Below are 25,249 nucleotides of genomic sequence, written 5' to 3' on the forward strand. Positions count from 1 at the left end.
CACGCCGCGACGACGCAACCTACGGTACCGTAACTTAGGTGAAGGTTGATCTGTCCGAGTCCCAGGCTGTGTACGAGCACTACCTCACCCATCAGCAGGATCGAACCCGCGCGCGGCTGATGTACGGAGTGCTTGCCGCCCGGATTCGACCGGTCGTGCGTTTTCGCTCCCGGGACCGGCTCGGCCGCACAGTCCGCAGCGGGGCACCGTTGCTGATCGCGGCCAACCACGTGTCCGAACGGGACCCGCTGGTGCTCGCCGCAGCCGGGTTCCGTTCCCCGCTCCGGAGGAGGATCGGGAGCCTGCGGGTCCTCGCGAAGGACGAGTTGTTCGCTGACGCCGAGCAACGGAAGAAGATCGACACCCTGGGCGGGATTCCGGTCTTCCGCAGTAAGGACCACGGGGTGCGAGCGGCCGCGGAGGCAGGGCGTCAGATGATCGGCGTCTGCGTCGAACGGATGGCGCGCGGTGACAGCATCGCCGTGTTCCCGGAGGGGACCTGCAACGAGGGCGACCCCACGCAGGTGCAACGACTCGGTACCGGGATCGGCCACATCGCCCACCGAGCGCTGCGCAACGACGTCGGGGTGTGGTTGGTCTCGGCGGGAATCGCCTACCCGGACGGTGGCGGACGTCCCGTCGTCGCGATGGGCGATCCAGTGGATCTCCGTGCGCGGCGCGACGACACGCCGGCGGCGGTGACGCGCTGGATCCAGCGCGATCTGCAAAGCGTGGTCGACGACGCGTGCACTCACGCGCGCTGACGCCGGACCCGCGCCAGGGGGTGACGACGTCGATCGGGTTTGGCTAGCGTGCCCGGGGGTTAAGCGCAGGAGATGCAACGAGATGACGCCGCTGATCCAGCTGAACGAGACACGGCCGCAGCTGGCCGGGACATTCGCGACGACCCCGATTCAGCCGACCCCGACGACCCGCGCAAGCCGGACTCGCCGACGGATCTGACCAAGCCGTCGATGCTTTTCGTCTTGAAGAAGACGGCTCGCGAATTCTCCCGTGACCAGTGCACGGACCTCGCTGCGGCGCTGACGTACTACTCGGTGCTGTCGCTGTTTCCGGCTCTCCTCGCGCTGGTGTCGCTGCTCGGTGTGTTCGGTCAGGGCGAGAAGACGACCGACGCCGTCCTGCAGATGGTCGACGACCTGGGACCGTCCTCGGCCGTGGACACCCTGCGAGGTCCCGTCGAACAACTGGTGGCCGCCCCCAGTGCCGGTTTTGCACTCGTCCTCGGTCTGCTCGGCGCCCTGTGGTCGGCGTCCGGGTACGTCGGAGCATTCGGCCGTGCCATGAACCGCATGTACGAGATCGACGAAGGCCGACCGATCTGGAAGCTCCGACCCATCATGCTGCTGGTGACACTCGTGGCTCTTGTGCTCGCGGCGGCGGTGGCACTGATGTTGGCGATCAGCGGGCCGATCGCCCAATCCATCGGTGATGCCGTCGGCTTCGGCGACACCGCGCTCACGGTGTGGAACATCGTCCGGTGGCCGATCCTGCTGCTCTTCGTCATCCTGATCGTCGCCATCCTGTACTGGGCGACGCCGAACGTGCAGCAGCCGAAGTTCCGATGGATCAGCGCCGGTGCGGTTCTCGCCATCGCCACCTGGATCGTCGCGTCCGCGGCGTTTGCGTTGTATGTCTCGAACTTCGGTAGCTACAACAAGACGTACGGGGCACTCGCCGGGGTCATCGTCTTCCTGCTGTGGCTGTGGTTGACCAACCTCGCGCTGCTCTTCGGTGCCGAATTCGATTCGGAACTCGAACGTGGCCGGCAGCTCCAGGCGGGAATGCCGGCCGAGGAGCACCTGCAGCTGCCGCCGCGGGACACCACGGCGTCGGACAAGAACGACGAGAAGGATCAGAAGTTCATCGAACAGGCGCGCGCGCTCCGCGAATCGCAAGGGAACTGAGCCGCGGGGCGGCGCCCCGTAACGTCAGTGGAACCGACTGGGCACGAGCTCGGTCGATCGGCGGAAGGGACGTGGCACGATGAGCCGCAATCAAGTGACCGGCGCGGTGGACCGCGCCACCGACAGCCCGTGGTTCGAGCGGCTCGCACGTGCCGGTCACGGTGTCAGCGGACTGCTGCACCTGCTGATCGCCTACATCATCCTGCGCCTCGCATTCGGCGGGGGCGGAAACGCCGATCAATCGGGTGCGCTGGGCATCTTCGCCGACTCCGCGGGTGGCCGCATCGTGCTGTGGGTCGCCGCGGTCGCGTTCGCCGCTCTCGCGCTGTGGCGACTCGCCGAGGCCATCGTGGGGCCACACGCCACCGAACCGGGAGAGGACAGTGACGGCGCCGAGCAGTGGTTCGACCGCGGGAAAGCTCTGTCGTTGGCCGTCGTCTATGTCGGTTTCGCCTGGTCGGCAATCCGTTTCGCCACCGGCCAGGGGAAATCGAGCGGTCAGGAGAATGCCGGTCTGACAGCGCGGCTCCTGCAGTCCGGTGGCGGCAAGTTCGTTCTCGTCGCAGCCGGTCTGATCATCATCGGCGTCGGGGTCTACCACGTGTACAAGGGCGCGAGTCGATCGTTCCTCGACGATCTCACGATCTCCGACGACAAGGCGGCGACCGTTGCCGGCGTGATCGGCTACTGCGGCAAGGGCGTCGTCCTCGCCGGTACGGGCATCCTGGTCATCGTCGCGGTCGCGACCGCGGATCCGTCCAAGGCCACGGGAATCGACGGCGCGGTCAAATCGCTCGCCGGACTGCCGGCCGGTCAGGTGTTGATGGTGTTGGCCGCGGTGGGCATTGCCGCTTACGGCGTGTACTGCTATTGGCTGCTGCGGTTCGCGCGGATGTGACACCGCGCGAACCGTGGCAGCCGACACTCACGCGCCGAAGGCGTTTCGGCCCTCGATCGCGGAGTTCACGAGGTTGTCCTTGTCCAGCCCAGCGCCGGCAGCGGTGGCCTCGATCCAGGCGTCAGTCGTGGCGACTGCGGCGAAATTCGAATTGAACAACGCCATGAGGGTGTTGTGGACGTCTTCGGCAGATGCCTTCCCGGCAGCGTTCGCGAGGTGGATGGCACCGGTGGCGTCGGAGATGATCTCCACGTCGAAGCCGAGTTCCTCCGCGCCCGCCGCCGATGCCAGATCGCAGTTGTTGGTCATATAGCCGACGAGCGTGACGGTGTCCACGTCCTGGGATCGCAACCATTCCGCCAGGTCGGTTCCGCCGAACACGCTGCCGACGCTCTTGCGCACCGACTTCCACCGCCGAGTGACCCGTTCGGCGACGTGAGGATGCAGATCCCACGCCGGACTGCCCTCGGCGAACACCGGGGCGCCCGCCGGCAGCGTGTGTTGAACGACGGCCACCGGAATGCCGTTGGCTTCGGCGTGGTCGATGATCCGGGTGATGTTCGACAGACTCGTGTCCCTCGGGGGGTACTGGATGGCGAGCGGCCCGTCGAAATACGTGTTCTGGACGTCGACGAGGACGAGTGCGCGTCTGGGTGCGGTCACGGGGCCTCCTTCGGTCGGGTGCGCGTCCTCGGTGCTGCGAAACGCGCGTTCCTCGATTGTGCGAGCGCGAGCACTAGATCGGACAGTGGCACAGATGCCCTCTATCGATGAGAATGAGCCACGATGAGAATCGCGATCTACGCTTTCGACGGTGTGTCGACCTTTCACCTGGCTGCACCCCAGCTGGTCTTCGGGGAGGTGACGCGTGTCCTGCCGTCCGAGTCGTGGGACACCGTGCTGTGGAGCGTCGACGGTGGCGACGTGACGGTTGCCGAGGGTTACCGCCTCTCCGGTGTCTCCGGACCCGACTCGGTGTCGACGGCGGACATCGTCGTGGTGCCGTCATGGCCCGAACACCTTCCCACGCTCGACGATTCGCTGCGGGACGTCCTCCTCGGTGCGCACGACCGTGGTGCGACCATCGTCGGGTTGTGCCTGGGCGCGATCGCCGTCGCGGATTCGGGTCTGCTCGCCGGCCGCTCCGCGGTGACGCACTGGGCAGCCATGGACGCCCTCGGTTCCCGGCACGCCGACATCGAGCTCGACTCGCTGGTGCTCTATGTCGACCACGGTGACGTGATGACGTCGGCCGGAACGGTCTCCGCGGTCGACGCGTGCTTGCATCTCGTGCGGAACCGACTGGGCGCCGACATCGCCAATGACGTCGCACGGCGACTGGTCGTCGCGCCGCACCGCGACGGCGGCCAGGCGCAGTACACACGCCGTCCCGTACCGGCGACCGCCGCCGACAACCCGATCGGCGACGTGATCGGTTGGGCTCTGGAACACCTCGACGAAACGCTGACCGTTGACCGACTCGCGGCGCAGGCGTGTATGAGCACGCGCGGATTCGTCCGCAACTTCAAGGTCGCGACCGGAACGACCCCCGCGCACTGGGTGCTCTCTCAACGCCTCGATGCGGCCCGTGCCCTCCTGGAGACGACGGATCTCAGCATCGACACGGTCGCCCGGCGATGTGGTTTCGGCAGCGCCGTCACGATGCGTCAGAACTTTGCCGCCGCGTTCGCGACGTCACCGGCGAACTATCGACGGCAGTTCCGCGGTAGATGACCTGGCGGGCCGAACCGGCTCAGCCCTGGGCCGGCTCCCCGACTCTCGGCGCCGCCCGATCCCCGGCCCGCGCAAAACGCAGCCTGTCGTCGGTGACCTTGCCCCGGAACAGCCGACGGTCTGCGTAGTAGCTCATCGACATGACCCACGGCTCCTTCGGGCCCTGCTTGGGCAGGGTGTCCAACGCCCGTTGCACATACCCGGCGCCGAAGTCGAGCAGCGGCCGCGTCGGCATGTCCGGGTCGGCAACCGCCCACACGCTGTCGTATCCCCGGGAATCCATGTGTGCGAGCAGCTTGCAGAAGTACTCGCAGAGCAAGCCGATCTTGAGGGTCCACGACGCGTTCGTGTAACCGATCGCCAGCGCGAAGTTCGGGACCCCGGACAGCATCATTCCGCGATAGACGACGGTGTCGGGCAGGGATACCGGTCGACCGTCGACCGTCAGCTCGATGCCGCCGATGATCTTGATGTTCAATCCTGTTGCGGTGATGACGATGTCGGCCTCCAGCTCCTCGCCGCCCGCGGTCCGGATGCCGTTCTCGGTGAAGGTGTCGACACTGTCGGTGACGATCGAGGCCTTCCCCGAACGGATGGTCCGGAAGAGGTCGGCGTCGGGTACCACGCACAGCCGCTGGTCCCACGGGTTGTAGGGCGGATTGAAATGGGTGTCCACCGGATAACCCTCGGGCAGTTGTGATTCGTTGATCTTGCGGATCATCCGGCGGGCGACCGACGGGAATCGCTGGCACAGCTCGAACAACACTCGTTGCTGAGCAACGTTCTTGTGACGGGTCAGCGCATAACCACGTTCGGTGCCGAAGACCTTCTTCAGGCCGTTGGCGATCGCATCTTCGCGAGGCAGCGGGATGATGTAGGTCGGCGTTCGCTGCAGCATGGTGACGTGTGCCGCTTGATCGGCCATGGCGGGCAGCAACGTGACTGCCGTCGCGCCGCTGCCGATGACGACGATTCGCTTGTCCGTGTAGTCGAGGTCCTCGGGCCAGTGCTGCGGGTGCACGATCTCACCACGAAACCGATCGGTCCCGGCGAACTCCGGCGAGAAGCCCTCGTCGTAGTCGTAATAGCCTGAACCGCAGAAGATCCATCTGGCGCTGACCTGCACCCGTTCGGCGGTGTCGGTGCGTTCGATGTCGACGAGCCATCGTGCCGCGTCGGACGACCACGCGGCTGACACGACTCGATGTCCATACCGGACGAGAGACGCCAGATCGTTCTCGTCGATCGTCTCGTGAAGGTAGTCGAGGATCCGCGGGGCGTCGGCGATGGCCTGTCGATCAGTCCAGGGCTTGAAGTCGTACCCGAAGGTGTGCAAGTCCGAATCGGACCGAATGCCCGGATAGCGGAACAGATCCCAGGTTCCGCCGGCGGTCTCCCGGGCCTCCAGGATGACGATCGACTTGCCGGGGTGCTCGGTGCGCACCCAGCGCGCCGCGCCGATGCCCGAGATGCCGGCACCCACGATGAGGACGTCGACGTCGTGTGGCGCTGTGGTCACCCGATTCTCCTTCGGTCATTCTCCGTGTGCGTTGGCATCCAGGATGCCGCACAGTCGTCGTTCCCTGTGCCGGCGTGCCGAAGTCAGCTGTCACCTCGGTCGGCTGGTGTCCCGGCGCCCGGGCGTGCTGCGGCCGAGTCCTGGGCGACCGCCGCGCCCAGCAGTTGTCCACCGCTGGTCAGGAGTGCACGCCGCCATGGTGCCACGCCCTCGATCTCGATCTGGATGGACATGGACAACACGGTCCGGATGAGGACGATGAGCCCGAGGATGAGGGCATCCTCGATCGAGGGCTTGGAGGTGATCGTCCGGATGAGGTCGGCCGCGACCAGTACCTCCAGTCCGAGGAGGATGGCCGCCCCGAGTGTGTTGCGGAGCACGGAGAAGGCGGTGCCACCGCCCTCTCCGCGGCGGAGTGAACGAAACCCCAGCACGCAGGCGATGATCGCTCCGACGATCATCGCGAATGCGCCGACAGCCTCGAACCCGACCGCGACCGTCGTGAACACGTCCTCGCCGCTCATGCGCGTCAGATTACGGGACCCGCGTTAGATACGAACCCGGTCGGGTACTCGCCCGTCATGAGTGCAACCCATGACCTCCCTCTGCCAGATTTCGACCAACTCTCCACGGGTGACATCACCCATCGGATTCGTGCCCTGGAACTCGACCAGGTGAAACTGCTGCTGGACCATGAGCGGCAGACAGCGCGACGCACCCAGGTTCAGGAGATCCTGTCTGCCCGGATCGGTCAGCTCGAGTCGGGTGCCGAGCCCTCGGGTGGGGACCCCACCCATGCACCGCCGTCTCGGGACACCTCGACCGGTTCCGCGGTCGGCGCCGCAACCGCCGCCGAGGCGACCTCGCCACTGCGTCATGGCGTCGCTGATCAGACACCCAAGCGCGGCAAGCCCTGACCGTTTCTGCGCTCGTCCGACCACCGACCGGGGTGGAGCCCACGCATCGCCGAGCTGGTTGGAGTCGTCGACACCGATCCCGATGAGTCCGATCCCGGAGGCTGCGGTGTCGTGGTCACGTCGGGATGGATCACCGCGAGCCGTGCCACACGGCATCGAACGGTGCGCGGGAGGCGAGACGACCGACGATGCCGTCGTGGGTGAACTGCTTGGCGGTCCGGATCGCGTCGAGAACCGCGACGCCCTTGGTGAGTTCGGCCGTCGTGGCGGCGGCGAACACGCACCCGGCCCCGGAGACACGCTCGTCGCCCACCTTCGGGGCGCGCAGGACGGTGACCTCTGTTCCGTCGAAGACGATATCGATGGCTTCATCGCCAGGCAGCCCGACCCCGCCCTTCACGACGACGACCCTCGGTCCGAGGTCGTGGATTCGCCGCGCTGCTTCGGCGAGGTCATCGATCGACGCCAGCTCGTCCATGCCGGCCAGGGTTGCTGCCTCGAACAGATTGGGGGTCACCACGGTGGCCAGCGGCAGGATCTCCGACCGCAGCGCGTTGTCGGTGTCGAGGGCCGCCCCGGGCTCCTGACCTTTGCAGATCAGCACCGGGTCGACCACGACGTCGCGCCACTTGCGCGCGGCCAGGGCCGCCGCGACGGTCGAGATCGTTGCCGGCGTGCCCAGCATGCCGATTTTCACGACGTCGGGCTCGTGCGCGACGGTGGCCACCTCGATCTGATCGGCGATCACCGCGGGCTCGACGGGTACGAACCGATGCGACCAGCCGTTGTTCGGGTCGAAGGACACGATGCAGGTGATGGTCCCGACACCGTAGGTACCGAGCTGCGCGAAGGTCCGCAGGTCGGCTTGGATGCCTGCTCCCCCGCTGGCCTCCGAGCCGGCGATCACATAAGACACCACTGACATCGACGATCCTCTCCTGCACTGTCGCGGACTGGATTCCTTTTCTACACCGCTAATTCTGGACGGCGTGCATTCAGCGTCGTAGTTGCGATTACTTCGGAACAAGCGGGGTACCCGAAAGCGTATGAGCCAAGAAACGAACACAATGCGCGCAATGGTCTACCGGGGCCCCTACAAGGTGAGGGTCGAGTCCAAACCCATCCCTGCCATCGAACATCCCAACGATGCCATAGTCCGGGTGACGCACGCCGCCATCTGTGGCTCGGACCTGCACCTGTACCACGGCATGATGCCCGACACCCGGCCCGGGATGACGTTCGGGCACGAGTTCATCGGGATCGTGGAGGCGGTCGGTGGCTCGGTCCAGAACCTGAGTGTCGGCGACCGGGTCATGGTGCCGTTCAACGTGTACTGCGGGACGTGCTACTTCTGCGCACGGGGTCTGTACTCCAACTGTCACAACGTGAATCCGAACGCGACCGCGGTCGGCGGGATCTACGGATACTCGCATACGTGTGGCGGCTACGACGGCGGCCAGGCCGAGTTCGTGCGCGTTCCCTTCGCCGACGTCGGCCCCAGCGTCATCCCTGACTGGATGGATTCAGAAGACGCATTACTGCTGACCGACGCCCTTCCGACCGGGTACTTCGGAGCCCAGCTGGCCGACATCCGTCAGGGTGAGACCGTCGTCGTGTTCGGCGCCGGGCCCGTCGGTTTGTACGCTGCACGGTCGGCGTGGTTCATGGGCGCGGGTCGGGTCATCGTCATCGACCATCTGCAGTATCGCCTGGACAAGGCGGCGACGTTCGCACATGCGGAGACCTACAACTTCGCCGAGTACGACGACGTCGTGGTCCACCTCAAGAACATCACCGACAACATCGGTGCCGATCGGGTGATCGATGCCGTGGGTGCGGAGGCCGACGGCAACTTTCTCCAACACGTGACCGCGGCCAAGTTCAAGCTCCAGGGCGGATCGCCGATCGCCCTCAACTGGGCAATCGACTCGGTCCGCAAAGGCGGGACCGTGTCGGTCGTCGGCGCGTACGGACCAATGTTCAGCGCGGTCAAGTTCGGCGATGCAATGAACAAGGGGCTCACCCTCAACATGAACCAATGCCCGGTCAAACGTCAGTGGCCGAGATTGTTCGAACATGTGCGAGACGGGTACTTCAAGCCGAATGACATTGTGACGCACCGTATACCGCTCGAGCACATCGCTGAGGGTTATCACATCTTCTCCGCGAAGCTCGATGACTGCATCAAGCCCATCGTCGTCGCCGACGCCGCCTGAGGAGGACGTCATGCCCGCTTATCCCGCAGACCGACCCAACTACCCCGACACCTCCGCTCTTGTCGACCGGATACCCGGTTGGGGCGTCGATCTGGACACTGCGAACAGGCCCTCGGTACCCCGTGAACTCCCCGTCCAACCGGCGCCGGGTGTCCACTGGACCGTCCCGGACGACCAGCCCGAGCATTCGCCCCGCGAACGGTCGAACGAACATGCCTTCCTGCCACCGGTTTTCGGTACTTCGACGCCACCGCGAGGACTGTCCGGTGCGATCCGACGCCTCGCCTACCGCTACAGCGAGGGACGCGCGGCACACTGGTTGATCCTTCTCTACGCCGACCGGGTGGCGTCCGTCGAGGCACACCTCGCATCCTTTGCCAGCGCGCGCCCCGACAACCCGATCACCGAGACCGGCATCGCCTCCGAGTTCAGCTACAACGGGTGGTCGTCACGTCGTGGCAGCACACGAGTCGACACCAACCACACGTGGATCGATCCGTTGATCGTGGGCGGTCCGTGGGTGATCAGCGCGGCCCTTGCCGGCGTCGCGGTACGGCGGCTACTGCGAGTGGCTCGACGATCAAGCCGATGAGGACGGCTGTAGGACACCGTGATTCCGGATCTGACGCGGCGCATGCGGGAGCTGCGGAGTTCGTTCCCGACTCGCACGACCTCGACGATCTCTCCTCGGCGGCGCGGGTCTGCCGGGGATGTGACCTCTACCGCGACGCCGACCAGACCGTCTTCGGCGCGGGTAGGCCCGGATCGACGATCATGTTTGTCGGCGAGCAGCCCGGTGACCAGGAGGATCGCGCCGGTGAACCGTTCGTCGGTCCGGCCGGCCGGCTCTTCGACCGCGCTCTCGAGGCCGCCGGCATCGACCGCGAGACCACCTATGTCACCAACGCGGTGAAGCACTTCAAATTCACCCGAGCGGCGGGTCGGAAGCGGCGGATTCACGAGAAGCCGAACCGCGGCGAGGTCGTCGCGTGCCGGCCGTGGCTCCTGGCCGAGCTCGACGCGGTCTCACCCAGCATCGTCGTGTGTCTGGGTGCGACAGCCGCGCAGGCACTGTTGGGCACAGGTTTTCGGCTCACCAAACACCGTGGTGAACGCTTCGATCTCGGCGCCGACGGGGAGGTCGGTCCCGACCACGCCGAGACCGTGGTGGCCACCGTTCATCCCTCGTCGATCCTGCGTGGACCCGCAGAACGGCGCGAACAGGCCTTCGACGCCTTTGTCGCCGACCTCCGCGTCGTTCGGGATCTCGCGAGAGCGACCTGACATCGCACAGCACCGAATCCGCTGACATGCGTCTGGACCGGTGTCTATAGTCGGCGTCGAGGTGGCTCTCGGCCGTGAGAAACACCGCGTCGCGGCCGGACCGGGACCGCAGATCGACGGACTGGAGAACGATGGACCTACAGGAGATCAGCGACCGGTTCGACATCGCGGACACGCTGTACAGGTACTCACGCGCCGTCGACACCAAGGACTGGGAGCTGTGGCGCTCGGTGTTCACCCCTGAGGCCGTGGTCGACTATTCGTCGACGCCCTTCGGCCAGGCGGGCCCTCGCGACGAGATCGCGGCCTGGCTCGAGGAGAGCTTCGCGTTCGTGTCGGTGAGCCAGCACTTCATCACCAACATCGAGTACACGTTCACTCACGACAGCACGGGTGATCGTGCCGACGTGCGCGCGATGTTCTACAACCCGATGCGTTTCGCGGGCATGCCCGAACTCAGCATGTGCGGCGGCAACTACCACCATTCGATGGTCCGAACGGACGATGGGTGGAAGAGCGCCGGACTCCTGGAGGAGTGCCTGTGGTTCGAGAACTCCCCCGCGGGAGCAAGCGGGAGCTGAGGCGCTGGTCATGAGGGCGCACCGGCCGTCCGGTGGTCTCGACACAGCTCGCCCTGGTGCGGTGCCCGCCGTCGACTGACCGGTGCGAGCGGGTCCACGACGTCGTTATCGAACCGTGGCGCAGAGAACGATCCGGCACCGACCCGGCCGGAGAAGCGCACGACGCGGTCAGGCTTCCTAGTCTTGGGGAAACCCCAGAGCAGAGGAGTCAGGTGGACGAGTCGCGAACCTGTCTGGTCACCGGAGCAACCGGCTATGTCGGCGGCCGGCTTGCGCCCCGGTTGCTGTCACGCGGACACAGCGTGCGCGCTCTGGCGCGGACACCGAAGAAGTTGTCCGGCGCGCCGTGGTTGTCCGAGCCGGGCGCCGAGGTCGTCGAAGGCGATCTCTCCGACCGCGATTCGCTGGTGAAAGCGTTCGCCGGGGTGGATGTCGTCTACCACCTGGTTCATTCGATGAGTACCGACGCCGATTTCGCCGCCGAGGAGCGCCGCGCCGCCGAGAACGTGGTCGCGGCTGCACAGCAGAACGGGGTCTCCCGGATCGTCTATCTGGGTGGCCTCCACCCGACCGGTACCGATCTCTCCGAGCATCTCGCGTCCCGAGCCGAGGTCGGCGACATCATGATCGAATCGCCGGTCGAGACCGTCGCACTGCAGGCGGGCACGCTGATCGGCTCGGGTTCGGCGTCCTTCGAACTCATCCGGCACCTCACCGAACGCCTGCCCGCGATGACCACACCCCGATGGGTCCACAACAGGATCCAGCCGATCGCGGTCGACGATGCGCTGCATTACCTCGTCGAGGCGGCCACCGCCAGGGTCCCGTCGTCGAGGACGTGGGACATCGGCGGGCCGGACGTCCTGGAGTACGGCGACATGATGCAGGTGTATGCAGACGTCGCCGGCCTCCGTCCCCGCATCATGGTGGTGTTGCCGTACCTCACGCCGGCACTGGCCAGCCGATGGGTCCGGTTCGTCACGCCCATCCGGGGCAAGATCGCACGGCCGTTGATCGAGTCTCTCGAATGCGATGCGGTCTGTCGCGACCGGGCGGTCGACGCGATCATCGATCGGCCGGCGGGCGGCTTGACCCCCTACTCGGAGGCCGTGGCCCTCACTCTCGAGCGGTCCGCGCGTGGTGACGGGCGGGCCTCCTGGGCCAACGCCTCCGCCGAGGTGTCCCCCGCGGAACCCCTTCCCACGGACCCGGACTGGGCAGGCGAGGAGATCTTCGAGAACGTCGAAGCGCGTCGCGAGCACGCGAGCGTCGCAACGGTCTGGGACCGGCTCGAGCGGGAGGGGCGAGCCCGTGGTGAGATCGCATTCGCGCGATCGCCCGAGACTCTGCGAGTGCGTCTGCGCGACAACAGGTTCGGTCGCTCGTATCGGGAGTATCGGCTTCGTGGAGTCGGCGGCTCAGGCGAGGTCGTGGAGGTCACGACCACGAATCGGTTCTTCCCGCGTGGCCTGGCCGGCCTCGCGTACTGGCGTCTCGGCCGGCCTTTCCGCGCACTCGGAGTCCCGGGGGCCGATCCATTTCGGTGAACCGCCGATCCGATGACGTACCGAGGGATTCGCTGACGCTCGGGTTAGAGTCGGCAGCACCGTGGTAATCCCCGGTGCGCGACTCGTTCGGCCGAGCGAGGGACGAGAACGATCCGTCGAGGAGAAGGATGATCGGGTGTCGTTGACCGAGCGGGTCGACCGGTTCCAGCGGCGCCATCCGGCGACGGGCTTCCCGCTCGCCGTCATCTACAAGTTCGTCGACGACCAGGGCGCCTATCTCGCGGCCCTGTGCGCCTACTACGCCTTCATCTCGCTGTTCCCGCTGTTGCTCCTGTTCGCGACCGTGTTGGGTATCGTCCTGGCCGACAACCCCGACCTCCAGGAACGGATCCTGGACTCGGCGATGAGCCAGATCCCGGTAATCGGAGGACAGCTCGAGGAGCCCGAGAAACTCAGTGGTGGTGTCACCGCGATCGTCATCGGGGTGGTCGTGTCCCTGTATGGCGGCCTCGGTGTCGCCGTCGCCGCCCAGAACGCGATGAACACGATCTGGGCGGTCCCGCGCAACGAGCGTCCCGATCCGATCTTCGCCCGCCTGCGTGGGCTGTTGTTGCTGTCCACGATCGGCGTCGCGGTGATCGGCCTGACCGTCGTCAACGGCGTCTCGGCCGCATTCGAGCTCGGCATCCTGGGGCGTTGGCTCGCCATCCTGGGGTCCGTGGCTCTGAGTACGCTGGTGTTCACGGTCGCGTTCCGGATCGGCACCGCCCGTGACGTGTCGGTACGGGACGTGCTGCCAGGAGCTTTCGGAGCAGCGGTCTGCTGGCAGATCATCCAGACCTTCGGCGCGGTTTACGTTCAGCACGTCATCGGTAACGCGAGTTCGACCAACGGGGTTTTCGCGATCGTGCTGGGCCTGCTGGCATTCCTGTACGTGGCGTCGATCGTGATCGTCTTCTGTCTCGAGACCAATGCGGTCCGTGTCGATCACCTCTACCCGCGGTCGCTGCTGACCCCGTTCACCGACAACGTCAGCTTGACGAAGGGTGATGAGGCAGCTTACGCGGCACAGGTTCTGGCGCAGCGCAACAAGGGCTTCCAGGAGATCGACGTCTCCTTCGACAACCCACGCGACGTCGGGTCGGACTCGCGCTCCCCCGATCCCGATCCCGAACGCGGGTGACCGCGAGCACTCAAGCAAGGGCGTCCGCTGAGCTGGAAGTCAGTGCAGCGCACCCAGCTCGACGAGGAGCACTCCGACGATGATCACGCCGATTCCGGTGATCATCCGGCGGTTGAGTCGTTCGCGGAACAGGAAGTGCGCGGCCACGGCGGTGGCCGCGACACCGGCGGCCGCCCAGATGCCGTAGGCGACGCCGAGCGGCACGCCGTGTCTCAGCCCGAGGGTCAACGCGACGAACGCGGTCAGGTATCCGGCCACGACGAGTGCGTAGAAGCGCCGGTGGCCGGTGGCTGCGGCGCGCAATGCGAGAGTGCCGGTGACCTCGGCGACGATGGCCGCGACGATGAAGAGATACCCCACGGTCAAGCCTCCGGGGCGTCGGCGTCGACGGATGGCCGGTGGCCGGTTTCGACGAGTACCACGCCGACCATGATGCACACGATGCCGATCCCCATCACGATCCCGAAGGGTTCGTCGAAAATCCAGGTCGCCAGGACCGCGGTGAGGGCCACACCCGATGCCGACCAGATCCCGTAGGCGACTCCGATCCCCATGCCGCGCTTGAGGACTCCGGCGAGGAGCGCGAACGCGAGCGTGAACCCGAGGGCGACCACCGCATACAGCGCCGGTTCGGTTTGTGAACCCTTGAGCGACAACGTCGCTGCCACCTCCGAGGCGATCGCCGCGATCAGCATCAGCCAGGTCATGTCTCTCATTCCGCTCGGTGCCCTACTGGGACTGTAGGCCAGGATCGGCGGACGGCGAACGCCCTGGCCCGCAGTGTGTTGCGAGCCAGGGCGCCGGCGCCGGGAGCGGAGCGAGCGGGCCGAGTGTTCCGGCGCCGGGAGCGGAGCGAGCGGGCCGAGTGTTCCGGCGCCGGGAGCGGAGCGCGAGTACCGGGGCCAGGGTGTCAGCGGGAGGTGCTGGCGAGCTCGCGCGAGCGGGAGTCGTCGGCGGCCAGCCAGCTCACCTTCGAGCCCAGGGCCGCGTCGACGCTGAAGCGGCCGGCGCCGATGACTGCCAGGATCAGTGCGCCGGCGCCGAGTGCGAGGACGAACTCGTAGCCACCGTCGGAGACCCAGATGCCGTTGTCGACGTGTGCGATGAACAGAGCGCCGATCATGTCCAGCGTGAGCAGCGCGGCGACGATCGGGGTCAGCAGTCCGGCGATCAGGGCGATGCCACCGAGGATCTCGAGCCACGTGACCACGAAGGCGGAGAAGGATGCGGCCGGAACACCCATCATGTCGAACCCGGTCTGCGGTCCCGTCCAGCCGTTCTGCTGGAACTTCTGCAGGCCGTGAGCCAGGAAGATCACGCCGAGAGCGACGCGTCCGATGAGGATGCCCGCGCTGCGGACGATGGGGTTGGTCATGACTGAGCCGCCTTACTAGGTGGGGTTTGACTTGAAGTATCAAGTGAAGGCTAGGCGCTGACACTTGATGCGTCAACCTGATCACGGACGTGTTCACTTCGTATACACTGCGCAGATGTCCACTGCCCCCGAGCCGAACTGGCTCGACGACGAGGAGATGGACGCCTGGATCCAGGTGGCAACAGCGCTCGCCCACCTTCCCCACGCGCTCGACGCCCAGCTCCTCCGCGACGCCCAGATCACTCACTTCGAGTACGAGGTGATGTCTGCGCTGTCCGAGGCTCCCGACCGCACCTTGCGGATGAGCCAGCTCGCCGAACTGTCCTACGGCTCGCTGTCCCGGCTGTCGCATGTGGTTTCCAGGCTCGAGAAGCGGGGTTGGGTTCGGCGCCACCCATGCCCGGAGAACGGCAGATTCACAAACGCCGTTCTCACCGAGGCGGGTTGGGAGAAGGTGGTGGCCACCGCGCCCGGCTACCTGGCCAACGTGCGCGAACTCGTCGTCGATCGGCTGACGCGTGCGCAGCTCCGGCAGGTGTCCGCGATCGGGCGGCGGATCAACACCCGCCCCACCGGTTCGGCATAGTCCCGCGTCGCCGGACCGTCAGCGCGGGTCGAGTCTGAGCTGCTGTGTGCCGAGAACGTTGAGCAACTCGATCTTTCCGGCCGCGTCGGTCCGTGGTGCTGCCGTCAGGACGAGCAGGACCTGGGTCTCGTCTTCGGTGAACAACGCCTGGCAGTCGACCTCGATCGCGCCGAGCTCGGGGTGGAGCAGGATCTTGTGATCCTCGAAGCGTCGACTCACCATATGGGTATCCCAGAGCGCGGCGAACTCGCTGCTCCGGCGAAGGAGTTCGGTGACCATCGCCCCGGCACGCGAATGTGCGCCCATCACACCGTAGGCGGCCCGCAGTGAGGCGACCTGTGCCCGGCTCTGCCGCTCGTGGTCGTCGGCCGGGTAGCGGCTGCGCTCGTCGTCGGGGTGCACGAACCACCGGTAGATGGCGCTGCGTTCCATTCCGGTGAGGTGGCCGGTGTCGCCGAACAGAGCTCGCGCGCAGTCGTTCTGGGTCAATGTCTCGCCGAGTGCGGAGAGGATGAGCGCGGGGGTGCCCGTGAGGCGGTCAAGCACGCGCAGAAGTCCGGGCGCGATGTGGTCCGAGGCCACCATCCGGTCCGGTGCGCTGTGCCCGGCTACCCGGAACAGGTAGTCCCGCTCATCGGCGGTGAGCCGCAGGGCACGGGCGAGTGCGGCCAGCATCTGGGTACTGGGTTGTGGGCCGCGCCGCTGCTCGAGTCGCGTGTAGTAGTCGGTGGACATGGTTGCGAGCTGCGCGACCTCTTCACGACGAAGACCGGTCGTGCGTCGGCGGGCGCCTGTCGGGATACCCACATCGGACGGCTGCAGTCCGTTGCGTCGGCTCACGAGGAACCCGGCCAGCGCATCACGATCCATCTGGCCAGTATCGCGGCGCGGATACCGCGCTGCCAGGGATCGGCGATCCCCCGATGACCGCACTCTGGAACGGCCTACCCACCGGATCGGAGACTCGAGGACATGAACCTCACCGGAAACACCATTTTCATCCCCGGCGCGACCAGCGGGATCGGCCTCGCCCTGGCCACGCGCCTGCACGACAAGGGCAACACCGTCATCGTCGGTGGACGGCGCACCGAACTCCTCGACCGCATCCGTGCGGACCATCCTGGTCTGCATACCGTCGCGATCGACATCGCCGACCCGGCCGGTGTCGATGCGGCGGCACGACGGGTCATCGCCGAGCATCCGGACCTCGATGTCCTCATCGCGATGGCCGGGATCATGCGCGTCGAGGACTGGTCGTCCCCGGCAGGCTTTCTCGACTCCGCCGAGGCGACCGTCACCACCAACCTTCTCGGACCCATCCGTCTCATCGCCGCGTTCATCGACCATCTGCAGACGCGACCGGCCGCCACGATCATGACCGTGTCCTCGGGCCTTGCGTTCGCCCCGTTGCGGGTGACACCGACCTACAACGCCACCAAGGCCGCCATTCACATGCTGAGTGAGTCACTGCGACTGCAGTTCCACGGCACCTCGGTCGACGTCGTCGAACTCGTGCCGCCGGCGGTCCGCACCGATCTGATGCCGGGACAGCGCGACAGCGACTTCGCCATGCCGCTCGACGAATTCGCCGACGAGGTGATCGACCTCATCGACACACAGCCCGACGCCACCGAGCTACTCGTCAAGAGGGTGGAGTTCTTGCGGTGGGGCGAGGCGCGCGGCGACTACGCCGGCGTCGTGGCAACGCTGAACGCGCATGACCCGCACGCCTTCTGAGAATCTGCTCCTGGAGATCCTCGACCCATCACTGCTCCCTGAGGTGCGAGGAGCGCAGGCGACGAGCCTCGACGGGCCGCTCAGCCGAGCCGGCTGATCGTGTCGACGGCCGACTCCTCCGCGGCGTCGCCGAACCCGCTTCCGGCCCAGAGGTTGATGCCGTCGGGATCGTTGCTGGCGGCGCGGCGGATGCCACCGGTCAACGTGTTGACGGCCGGGTACTCGGCCACCGCGGCGTCGGAGAACCGGTCGGTGAACAGATTGCGCAGCGCGCGCGCCGGCCGGCCGCTGAATGCCCACGTGACCACGGTCTCGGTTCGGTCCGGATCGACGAGGGCCGCCGCGTGCGCGGGTTTGGTGCCGGCCTCGCCGGTCCGCAGGAGGACGGTACCCACCTGCACTGCAACGGGTCCCAGCGAGCGGACCTTCTCGGCACGGGCCGGGGTCGAGATACCGCCCGCCGCGACGACCGGCAGCGGCACCCGGCCGACGACTTCGCCGATCAACTCGTCGAGTGGCTGCGTGGGAGGGTTGGTCCGGCGATCGAAGACGGAGCGATGACCGCCGGCGTCCGGTCCCTGCACGCAGAGCCAGTCGGCCCCGGCCTGACCGGCTGTCTCGGCGTCCGCCGCCGTCGTCACCGTGACCCCGACGCTGCACCCGTGCCGGCGCAGCTCGTCGACGACCTCTGGTCGCGGGCACCCGAAAGCGAAGGAGACGAGCGGGACTCGCTCATCGCACACCAACCGGATCTTGGCTTCGAAGTGGTCGTCGTCATCGCCCAGGTCGTCGACGTCGGGGAGCGTCACGCCCAGACTGCGCGCATACGGGACGAGTTCGGCACGGTAGCGAGCGAGGTTCTCGGAGTTCACCGGCTCCGGCTCCGGAACGAAGATGTTGACGCCGAAGACCTCGGTGCCCGCCGCCCGGACGGCCGCGATGTCGGCGCGCACCTTGTCGGGTGTGAGGTAGCCGGCGGCGAGCTGGCCGACACCGCCGGCCGACGCCGCCGCCACCACCAGTTCCGGAGTGGTCGGACCACCCGCCATGGGGGCGGCGACGACGCGGCTGGAGAGTTCACGCAGATCGAACATTCAGGCCTTGTCCTTCGCCGCACGGACCGCGGTGAACTGTGACAGCCGCGAGTCGGCCATCGAGTCCATCTGCTCGAGTTCGAGCCCCTTCGTCTCCTCGACCTTCTTCCAGACGTAAAAGAACGACGCCGCGGCGCAGAAGGCGAAGAAGCCGTAGATGATTCCGAGTCCGACCGCCTCGGTCATCGGCGGGAACAGCATCGAGATGGTGAAGTTCGCGACCCAGTTCACGGCCGTGCAGACGCCCAGGGCGACGCCGCGGATCCGGTTCGGGAACATCTCCCCCAGCATCACCCACATCACCGGACCCCAGGTCGCCGCGAACGCGACCACGAACAGATTGGCGCCGATCAGCGCGACCACACCCCAGGGATCCGGAAGGGAGATGTTCTCGCCCTCGCCGATCTGCTGGGTGAACGCGACACACGCCATGAGCAGACCGATGAACATGCCCACCGATCCGGCCAGCAACAGCTTTCGGCGGCCGATGCGGTCGACGAACAGGATGGCCACGAAGGTCATCACGACGTTGATGACGGCGGTGATCACCGACGTCTTGAACGAGTCGGCCTCGGAGAACCCGACGGACTGCCACAGCGTCGTCGAGTAGTAGAAGATCGCGTTGATGCCGACGAACTGCTGGAAGATGGCCAGCCAGATGCCCACCCACACGAGTGGGTGGAGCCCGAACGACGGTCCCGAGATGTCCTTGATCGACGACTTCGCCTCGCGCTTGACCGTCAGCTTGATCTCTTTGACCCGCTCGAGCGGGTTCTCCTCGCCGGTCACCTCCTGCAGGATCCGCGCTGCCTCGGCGTCGCGGTTGCGGCCCACCAGGTATCGCGGTGACTCCGGGATCAGCAGCGCGAGCACCCCGTAGACGACGGCGGGTATGACGCCGACGAGGAACATCCATCGCCACGCCTCGAGGCCCCACCAGAATTCGCTCGACGCGCTTCCGGCGCTGTCGGCGAGCAGGGCGTCGGAGAGCAACGCCGCGAAGATACCCAGCGTGATCGCGAGCTGCTGCATCGATGCGAGTGCCCCGCGGTACCGGGCGGGCGCGATCTCGGAGATGTAGGCCGGCGCGATGACCGAGGCGATGCCGATGCCGATACCGCCGAGGACACGCCACAGCAGCAGGTCGGGGATCGTCTGGGTGAAGCCGGTCCCGATCGCGGAGATGATGAAAAGCGCGGAGCCGAGCAGCATCACGCGCTTGCGGCCCCAGACGTCGGCCAACCGGCCGGCGAACCACGCACCCAGCGCGCAGCCGAGCAACGCGATCGCGACCGCGAAGCCGGTCATGAGCTTGCCGAGTCCGAAATCGGCTTCGATCGAGTCCACCGCGCCGTTGACGACCGAACTGTCGAAACCGAACAGGAATCCGCCGACCGCGGCGGCGACCGTGACCCCGATGACCTTTGCCGTGTGCTGTTCGGCGACTTCGCGCTGTGCGTCGGTCATGGCGTCGTCCTGACCGTCGGAGAAGTCCACCGCAGAATGTGTGTCATGTCCGTGACCTCGCTGTCCGGTTGCATGGACGCCGGGTAATCGACGTGGCGCTCAATCTACTCGCGTGAGCCGCCGATCCTGACGCTATCGGACACAGCCGAGCGGCGATCGCAGGCACGCGCCGGGGACGCCGTGTCGGATGGATGCGGCGGCCGACGTGCGCCGGGGAGGGTTCAGGCGGTCTCCCAGACACCGGGATTCGCCCGGATCCGGACTCCGGACGCGATCACCTCCGCCAGCGGGGCGGGGCGGCCGAAGTGATATCCCTGGGCGAGGTCGCACCCCACCTCGGCGACGATCGCGGCCTGGGACTCCGTCTCCACTCCCTCGGCGACCACCCGCATCCCGGCGGCGTGCGCCATCGTCACGATGCCGGCGAGGATCGACTTCGCGCTGGGGTGCTCGTCGAGGGCGTCGACGAAGGACTTCGCGGTTTTGAGCACGCTCACCGGCAGACGGTAGAACTCGCTCAGCGACGACGCTCCGGTGCCGAAATCGTCGAGCGACACCTGTGTTCCGAGCTCGCGCACGTTCCCCAGCAGTGTCAGCAGGTCCCCGTCGAGCGGGTCGAGCGCGCTCTCGGTGATCTCGAGGCAGAAGGCGGCGGGGTCCATGCCGGATCGGGTCATCGTCTCCCGGAGCCGCTCGGGGAACTGTCCGTTGGTGAGTTCCCGCCGGGAGACGTTGATGCACAACATCACCCGACGCAGCTCGGGGACGGCGGCCACCTCGGCGGCAGCGGTCTCCAGCACGTAGTTCCCCACCCGGTCGATGAGATTGGATCCTTCTGCGAGCGGGATGAACTCGGTCGGCGAGATGGAGCCCAACTCCGGATGGTGCCAGCGCAACAGGCTCTCCAGCCCCACGAGTGTGCCGTCGGCGGTCGAGACGATGGGCTGGTAGTGGATCTCGAGCTGATCGGTGTCGGTGTCGAGGACACGTCGGAGTTCCTCTTCGATCCGCTGCCGACGCTGCAGCTCTTCGCGGTGCTGGGTCTGGAACCGGACGTAGCGTGCGCGAGAAGCCTTGCGGGCCTGGTACAGGGCGATGTCGGCGTCGCGCAGCAGGTCGGTGGCGGTGTACTCGTCGCCGGCCTTCACCGTGGCCACGCCGATACTCGCCTCCACCTTGAGCGGCTCGCTGCGGGTGCTCACCGCGATCGGCTCGTAGACCGTGCCGCGGATCTTGTCGATCTGCTGCTCGATCTCCTCGGCCGAACAGGCGATACCGAGGGTGGCGACGAGGACGAATTCGTCGCCACCGATCCGGCCCACCGCCGCCTCCTCGGGAGTCGCCGCCGCCAACCGTTGTGCGACGGTGTGAAGCACTTCATCGCCCACGATGTGTCCGAGCGAGTCGTTGACGAGCTTGAAGTTGTCGAGGTCGATGTAGAAGATCGCGACGCAGCAGGCGTCAGGTTCGGCGTCGAGTCCCGCCATGTGCGACTCGAGTTCACGGATGATCCCGGACCGGTTGTAGAGACCGGTCAACGGGTCGTGCACCGCCTCCCACGCCAGCTGGGTGCGCTCTCGGTAGCGGTCGGTGATGTCGACGAACGACACCAGGACGACCACGTCGGTGCCGTCATCGTCGATCGGACGGCAACTGCACGACAACCAGCGTTCCCCGGCGGGGGTTGTGATCGTCGCGGTCGTGTCGGAGACCGCTTCACGGGTGCGCAGGCAGCGGGCGATCGGTGATTCGTCGCCCACGAAGTCGAGCGGCAGCTCGTGGACGCTGGCGCCGGGAATCGCTTCGGGACCGAGCATGGTCCCGGCTGCTGGGTTGGCGAGTTCGATGTCGCCGTCCTCCCGGACGACGATCACCGCCTGATGGAGCGCGGCGAGGATCGTTCCCAGCCGTTCGATGAGGGGGCGACGGGTGGGTTCGGCGACGATGAGGAAGCCGTCGTCCATGGTCGTCACCGACGTGTGCGCGAGAAATGATCGTCCGTTGTCGGCGCGACGGTGGAGCTGATCGACGGTGCCGCCCAGCGAGACCGCCGCGTGGGGGTCGACATGCGCTCCGACCGCCTCGTCGAGGTCCCGTCCGATCGCGTCGGCCGCTCCCCTGCCGTACATCTGTTCGGCGGCCGGGTTCCACGAGCGCACCATCATGTGGTCGTCAACTGCGATCACCGCGTTGCTCACGTGGTCCAACAGTGCCGCCTGCCGGCGCAGTGCGGACTCGACGGCCTTCTGCGCGGTGATATCCCGCAGGATCACCTGATAGGCGGGCAGGTCGTGCCATACCGTGCGGACCGAGGTCACCTCCATCGGGCGGGAGACCCCCTGCGCGTCGACCATCACCACTTCTTCGGGTGTGGTCGATGCGCCGGCCTCGTCGCCCATCCCGATGATCCGCTCGATCATCTGCGGAAGTTCGTCGGGATGGACGAAGTCCGCGATCGAACGACCCAGCATCGCGTTGCGGTCGTCAACGCGCGCGAACGCGAGGGCGGCGGAGTTCACGTAGACGATCAGACCGTCCTGGTGGACCGCGATGGCGTCCGGGCTCAGCTCGAGGAGAAGGCGGTAGCGTTCGGCGACCGCGGCGTCGCTGGGACGAGCCATCGGCTCGGCGTCCGGTGCCACGAGTCCGGGGCGGTCGTCGCCGTCGTCCTCAGGTCGTCCCACTGCGTCACCCCCTCTAACCGTCATCCCCCACCGATCATCCTTCCCTACGAGGCTTCGAAAAGGGCGCGCTGCGAGATGCAAGAGTGCGCCAGAACGGATATCCGCCCTGACGAATACCCGCGTGAACTGGCCGAATGTCGGGTTTGCGCGGGATCCTGAACGCGGGCTACCCGCTTGGGTGGCCGCGATGACCCCCTCCGGCATCGCATATCCCACAGAAAGTTCACGATCATGACGATTCAGCGTTCGACCATCTCCGGCCTGGGAGCCGTCACCGGTTATGGCTGGGGCCGCGAGGCTCTGTGGAACGGTCTTGCGTCCGGTAAGTCGGCCGCCGCGCTGCACCACGGCTTCGGCTTCGGCGGCGGACAGCCGTCCGTCGCCCAAGAGTCCGGCGAGGCCGGACAGCCCACCCCATCGGACGGGCCCGGATGGATCGTGCGGGTACCCGAGGGCGGTCACCCATCTGACGGGCGGACTCGATTCTCGCGAGCGATGCGTGCCGCGGCGCGTGAGGCCATCGACGATGCGATGGCACGGGGCTGGTCGCCGGGCCCACGGGTGGGCCTCGTGCACGCCTGCGTCCTCGGTGACCTCGACATGTACCCGATGGTGACCTCGGGGGTCGGACGGTACACCGGACGCCAGTACCTCTCGGTGACCCCGTCGACTCCGGTGTCGCTGCTCATGCAGGAATACAAATTCCATGGACCCGCGATCAACGTGTCGGCGATGTGCACGTCGGGATCGGCGGCCATCGTCACCGCGAAATCGTGGCTCGACTCCGACCTCGTCGACGACGTCGTCGTGGTGGCGACAGATCTGTCGGCGAAACCGGAGGTGGTCACGATGTTCGTCCAACTCGGAGTGGCCATCACCGACACCGACGCGCTGAACGCATGCAGACCCTTTCAGGAGGGCAGCCGCGGGTTCACCTTCGGCGAGGCGGCGATTGCGTTCACGATGACCAACCGTCGCGCCGATGGGTACGCGGATGTGCTGGGCGGCGCGATGTCTCACGACGCGTTCCACGTCACGTCTATCGATCCGGAGCTGACGAGCGTGCGGTCGTGTGTGGAGCAGGCGCTCACGATGTCCGGCGTCGACGGCGCGCGCATCCGGTATCTCAACGCGCACGGCCCGGGAACCCGACAGTGCGACCGCGCCGAGGCGGCGATCGCCGACACCATGCTGCCCAATGCCGAGGTGTTCTCGGTGAAGCCGCTCGCCGGGCACTGCCAGGGCGCTGCCGGGGCCGTCGAACTCGCGGCGTCGTTGCTCGGCTACGAACGCGGCGAGGTCCCCGCGACACCCCGGGTCGCCGATGCGCTCATCCCGCAATTGCTTGACGGGCGTACCCATCTCGAGGACGGGTTGACCATGAAGACCTCACTCGGAATGGGAGGACACAACGCGGCGGTCGTTCTCGCGCCCCATGCGTGAGGGCCTTGACGACTTGGTGAGGCGATGCGGCGTCGGCCGATCCGCCGGGGCCGCATCGCACCGTCCACACACTCGCCGGCCACCTCTGGCTCGTGCCGAACGGTTCCCCGAAATCGTCCGGATTGTCGCAGTCCGCTGCGGAATGCCTCGGCGCGCCGCACAATTCAGCCATGAGCAATGACCCGAACCCCCCGGTGGCCGACTCGACGCGGACCGACCCACCACCGACGTCGGGCGGGCGGCACGCACTGACGTTGTTCCTCAACTCTCCGTTCGCGGGCATGTCCCCGTGGATCCTGATGGCGTTGCTCGCCGGACCCGGCAGATTCGAAGAGGCCGCGGCGTCGGCGTTTGCGCTGTCACTCCTGCTGGTGATCGGCGGTCACAAGCGGGGTACGAGCGTCAAACTCCTCGAAGTCTTCGACGTCACCTATTTCGGCACGATGGCGATCATCGCGCTGTTCGCCTCCGACGGCGTCATCGACTGGCTGGAGCGCTGGGGCGGGGAGATGACCAACATCGCGCTGGTCGCCTTCGCGCTCGGGTCGATCCTCGTGCGTCAGCCGTTCACCCTCCAGTACGCGCGGGAGACCACGGAGAAGCAGTTCTGGGACAGCCCGCTGTTCGTCCACATCAACTACGTCATCACGTGGGCGTGGGTCGCCGGATTCGGCGTCGCCGCGATCTCCGGCGCGTTCGGCGATCTGGTGCTCGACGACCCGAACAACTTCTGGACCGGGTGGATCATCCAGATCGGCGGCACGATCTTTGCGATCGCGTTCACCGAGTTCTATCCCGACTACGCGACCTACCGGGCCGCGGTCCGGGAGGGATGGTCCACCGACGAGAAGCCGGAGAGCATCCTGCATCTGTTCGGGTGGGTGCCGATCTACGTTCTCGCGATCGGCATCTCCGGATTGGTCACCGATTCACTCGGCACGGTGGCCGGAGTCGTCCTCATCGTCGCGGGTGTGGTCGCGATCAATCTGTTCAAGCGGATGACGGCCGTCATGGACGCACGGCTGGAGGCGACGCCGCGCCGGCCGGCACACGGCTGAGCGGGACCCGACAGTCGACACGGCCCGATCGCTCGAT

Annotated in this window: 26 protein-coding genes; 15 read left to right on the forward strand and 11 right to left on the reverse strand. The window is 66.7% G+C overall.

Annotation, left to right across the window (positions count from 1 at the left end):
• Window positions 1–38 precede the first annotated feature (38 nt).
• From CA982_RS08190 to CA982_RS08200, 3 genes are all read left to right on the forward strand, one after another.
• Window positions 39–764: a lysophospholipid acyltransferase family protein gene (locus CA982_RS08190; protein WP_244176174.1), complete on the forward strand. Its 726-nt coding sequence runs from the start codon at window positions 39–41 to the stop codon at window positions 762–764.
• A gap of 72 nt (window positions 765–836) precedes the next feature.
• Window positions 837–1,928: a YihY/virulence factor BrkB family protein gene (locus CA982_RS08195; protein ID WP_208617910.1), complete on the forward strand. Its 1,092-nt coding sequence runs from the start codon at window positions 837–839 to the stop codon at window positions 1,926–1,928.
• 79 nt (window positions 1,929–2,007) lie between these two features.
• Window positions 2,008–2,826: a DUF1206 domain-containing protein gene (locus tag CA982_RS08200; protein ID WP_086534835.1), complete on the forward strand. Its 819-nt coding sequence runs from the start codon at window positions 2,008–2,010 to the stop codon at window positions 2,824–2,826.
• 27 nt (window positions 2,827–2,853) lie between these two features.
• Here the strand turns inward: CA982_RS08200 and CA982_RS08205 are convergent, their stop codons facing one another.
• Complete coding sequence (locus CA982_RS08205; RefSeq protein WP_086534836.1) at window positions 2,854–3,489, reverse strand: isochorismatase family protein; 636 nt, start codon at window positions 3,487–3,489, stop codon at window positions 2,854–2,856.
• A gap of 123 nt (window positions 3,490–3,612) precedes the next feature.
• Between CA982_RS08205 and CA982_RS08210 the strand changes: the two genes are divergently transcribed.
• Entirely contained in the window at window positions 3,613–4,560 is a 948-nt protein-coding gene (locus CA982_RS08210) for a GlxA family transcriptional regulator (protein ID WP_086534837.1), read from the forward strand.
• 19 nt (window positions 4,561–4,579) lie between these two features.
• On the opposite strand, the gene CA982_RS08215 is transcribed toward CA982_RS08210, so the two are convergent.
• Together CA982_RS08215 and CA982_RS08220 are read right to left on the reverse strand one after the other, a co-directional pair.
• On the reverse strand, window positions 4,580–6,079 hold the full coding sequence (locus CA982_RS08215; protein ID WP_086534838.1) for a flavin-containing monooxygenase: 1,500 nt from the start codon (window positions 6,077–6,079) through the stop codon (window positions 4,580–4,582).
• A gap of 83 nt (window positions 6,080–6,162) precedes the next feature.
• The gene (locus CA982_RS08220; protein ID WP_086534839.1) at window positions 6,163–6,603 is read right to left on the reverse strand and encodes a DUF1622 domain-containing protein; all 441 of its coding nucleotides are present in this window, start codon (window positions 6,601–6,603) and stop codon (window positions 6,163–6,165) included.
• A 57-nt stretch (window positions 6,604–6,660) separates the two neighbouring features.
• Between CA982_RS08220 and CA982_RS08225 the strand changes: the two genes are divergently transcribed.
• Window positions 6,661–6,996, forward strand: a complete 336-nt coding sequence (locus tag CA982_RS08225) for a DUF8129 domain-containing protein (protein ID WP_086534840.1) — start codon at window positions 6,661–6,663, stop codon at window positions 6,994–6,996.
• A 130-nt stretch (window positions 6,997–7,126) separates the two neighbouring features.
• Here the strand turns inward: CA982_RS08225 and CA982_RS08230 are convergent, their stop codons facing one another.
• Entirely contained in the window at window positions 7,127–7,921 is a 795-nt protein-coding gene (locus tag CA982_RS08230) for a PfkB family carbohydrate kinase (protein WP_086534841.1), read from the reverse strand.
• 142 nt (window positions 7,922–8,063) lie between these two features.
• Between CA982_RS08230 and CA982_RS08235 the strand changes: the two genes are divergently transcribed.
• From CA982_RS08235 to CA982_RS08260, 6 genes are all read left to right on the forward strand, one after another.
• Window positions 8,064–9,212, forward strand: a complete 1,149-nt coding sequence (locus CA982_RS08235) for a zinc-dependent alcohol dehydrogenase (RefSeq protein ID WP_086534842.1) — start codon at window positions 8,064–8,066, stop codon at window positions 9,210–9,212.
• A 10-nt stretch (window positions 9,213–9,222) separates the two neighbouring features.
• Window positions 9,223–9,804 carry a hypothetical protein gene (locus CA982_RS08240; protein ID WP_086534843.1) on the forward strand — a complete coding sequence of 194 codons (582 nt, stop codon included), beginning with the start codon at window positions 9,223–9,225 and terminating at the stop codon, window positions 9,802–9,804.
• Window positions 9,801–10,496: a UdgX family uracil-DNA binding protein gene (locus CA982_RS08245; protein WP_086534844.1), complete on the forward strand. Its 696-nt coding sequence runs from the start codon at window positions 9,801–9,803 to the stop codon at window positions 10,494–10,496. Before CA982_RS08240 ends, CA982_RS08245 begins: the two co-directional genes overlap by 4 nt.
• Before the next feature lie 131 nt (window positions 10,497–10,627).
• Entirely contained in the window at window positions 10,628–11,077 is a 450-nt protein-coding gene (locus tag CA982_RS08250) for a nuclear transport factor 2 family protein (protein WP_086534845.1), read from the forward strand.
• 212 nt (window positions 11,078–11,289) lie between these two features.
• Window positions 11,290–12,624 carry an NAD(P)H-binding protein gene (locus CA982_RS08255; RefSeq protein ID WP_086534846.1) on the forward strand — a complete coding sequence of 445 codons (1,335 nt, stop codon included), beginning with the start codon at window positions 11,290–11,292 and terminating at the stop codon, window positions 12,622–12,624.
• A gap of 136 nt (window positions 12,625–12,760) precedes the next feature.
• Complete coding sequence (locus CA982_RS08260; protein WP_086534847.1) at window positions 12,761–13,768, forward strand: YihY/virulence factor BrkB family protein; 1,008 nt, start codon at window positions 12,761–12,763, stop codon at window positions 13,766–13,768.
• A 39-nt stretch (window positions 13,769–13,807) separates the two neighbouring features.
• On the opposite strand, the gene CA982_RS08265 is transcribed toward CA982_RS08260, so the two are convergent.
• The 3 genes from CA982_RS08265 to CA982_RS08275 form a co-directional block, all read right to left on the reverse strand.
• A complete protein-coding gene (locus tag CA982_RS08265; protein WP_086534848.1) occupies window positions 13,808–14,128 on the reverse strand; it encodes a DMT family transporter in 321 nt (106 codons plus the stop codon).
• A 2-nt stretch (window positions 14,129–14,130) separates the two neighbouring features.
• A complete protein-coding gene (locus CA982_RS08270; RefSeq protein WP_086534849.1) occupies window positions 14,131–14,475 on the reverse strand; it encodes a DMT family transporter in 345 nt (114 codons plus the stop codon).
• Between the two features lie 203 nt (window positions 14,476–14,678).
• On the reverse strand, window positions 14,679–15,143 hold the full coding sequence (locus tag CA982_RS08275) for a DoxX family protein (protein WP_086534850.1): 465 nt from the start codon (window positions 15,141–15,143) through the stop codon (window positions 14,679–14,681).
• Between the two features lie 115 nt (window positions 15,144–15,258).
• Here CA982_RS08275 and CA982_RS08280 point away from each other — a divergent pair, with 115 nt between their 5' ends.
• Complete coding sequence (locus CA982_RS08280; protein ID WP_086534851.1) at window positions 15,259–15,729, forward strand: MarR family winged helix-turn-helix transcriptional regulator; 471 nt, start codon at window positions 15,259–15,261, stop codon at window positions 15,727–15,729.
• Between the two features lie 18 nt (window positions 15,730–15,747).
• Here the strand turns inward: CA982_RS08280 and CA982_RS08285 are convergent, their stop codons facing one another.
• The gene (locus tag CA982_RS08285) at window positions 15,748–16,599 is read right to left on the reverse strand and encodes a helix-turn-helix transcriptional regulator (protein ID WP_086534852.1); all 852 of its coding nucleotides are present in this window, start codon (window positions 16,597–16,599) and stop codon (window positions 15,748–15,750) included.
• Window positions 16,600–16,701: 102 nt separating this feature from the next.
• Here CA982_RS08285 and CA982_RS08290 point away from each other — a divergent pair, with 102 nt between their 5' ends.
• On the forward strand, window positions 16,702–17,466 hold the full coding sequence (locus tag CA982_RS08290) for an SDR family oxidoreductase (RefSeq protein ID WP_086534853.1): 765 nt from the start codon (window positions 16,702–16,704) through the stop codon (window positions 17,464–17,466).
• An 80-nt stretch (window positions 17,467–17,546) separates the two neighbouring features.
• On the opposite strand, the gene CA982_RS08295 is transcribed toward CA982_RS08290, so the two are convergent.
• The 3 genes from CA982_RS08295 to CA982_RS08305 all read right to left on the reverse strand — a co-directional run bounded on the left by CA982_RS08295 (window position 17,547) and on the right by CA982_RS08305 (window position 22,648).
• Entirely contained in the window at window positions 17,547–18,560 is a 1,014-nt protein-coding gene (locus CA982_RS08295; protein ID WP_086534854.1) for an NAD(P)H-dependent flavin oxidoreductase, read from the reverse strand.
• Window positions 18,561–20,027 (reverse strand): sugar porter family MFS transporter, encoded by a 1,467-nt coding sequence (locus tag CA982_RS08300; RefSeq protein ID WP_086534920.1) that lies wholly within the window; start codon window positions 20,025–20,027, stop codon window positions 18,561–18,563.
• Window positions 20,028–20,248: 221 nt separating this feature from the next.
• Window positions 20,249–22,648 (reverse strand): sensor domain-containing protein, encoded by a 2,400-nt coding sequence (locus CA982_RS08305; RefSeq protein ID WP_244176177.1) that lies wholly within the window; start codon window positions 22,646–22,648, stop codon window positions 20,249–20,251.
• 294 nt (window positions 22,649–22,942) lie between these two features.
• Between CA982_RS08305 and CA982_RS08310 the strand changes: the two genes are divergently transcribed.
• Window positions 22,943–24,154 (forward strand): beta-ketoacyl synthase N-terminal-like domain-containing protein, encoded by a 1,212-nt coding sequence (locus CA982_RS08310; protein WP_086534856.1) that lies wholly within the window; start codon window positions 22,943–22,945, stop codon window positions 24,152–24,154.
• A 170-nt stretch (window positions 24,155–24,324) separates the two neighbouring features.
• Window positions 24,325–25,212 carry a hypothetical protein gene (locus CA982_RS08315; protein ID WP_208617911.1) on the forward strand — a complete coding sequence of 296 codons (888 nt, stop codon included), beginning with the start codon at window positions 24,325–24,327 and terminating at the stop codon, window positions 25,210–25,212.
• Window positions 25,213–25,249: the final 37 nt, after the last annotated feature.

This window comes from Gordonia lacunae (genome assembly GCF_002149015.1).
In the GTDB taxonomy this organism is placed as follows: Bacteria; Actinomycetota; Actinomycetes; order Mycobacteriales; family Mycobacteriaceae; genus Gordonia; species Gordonia lacunae.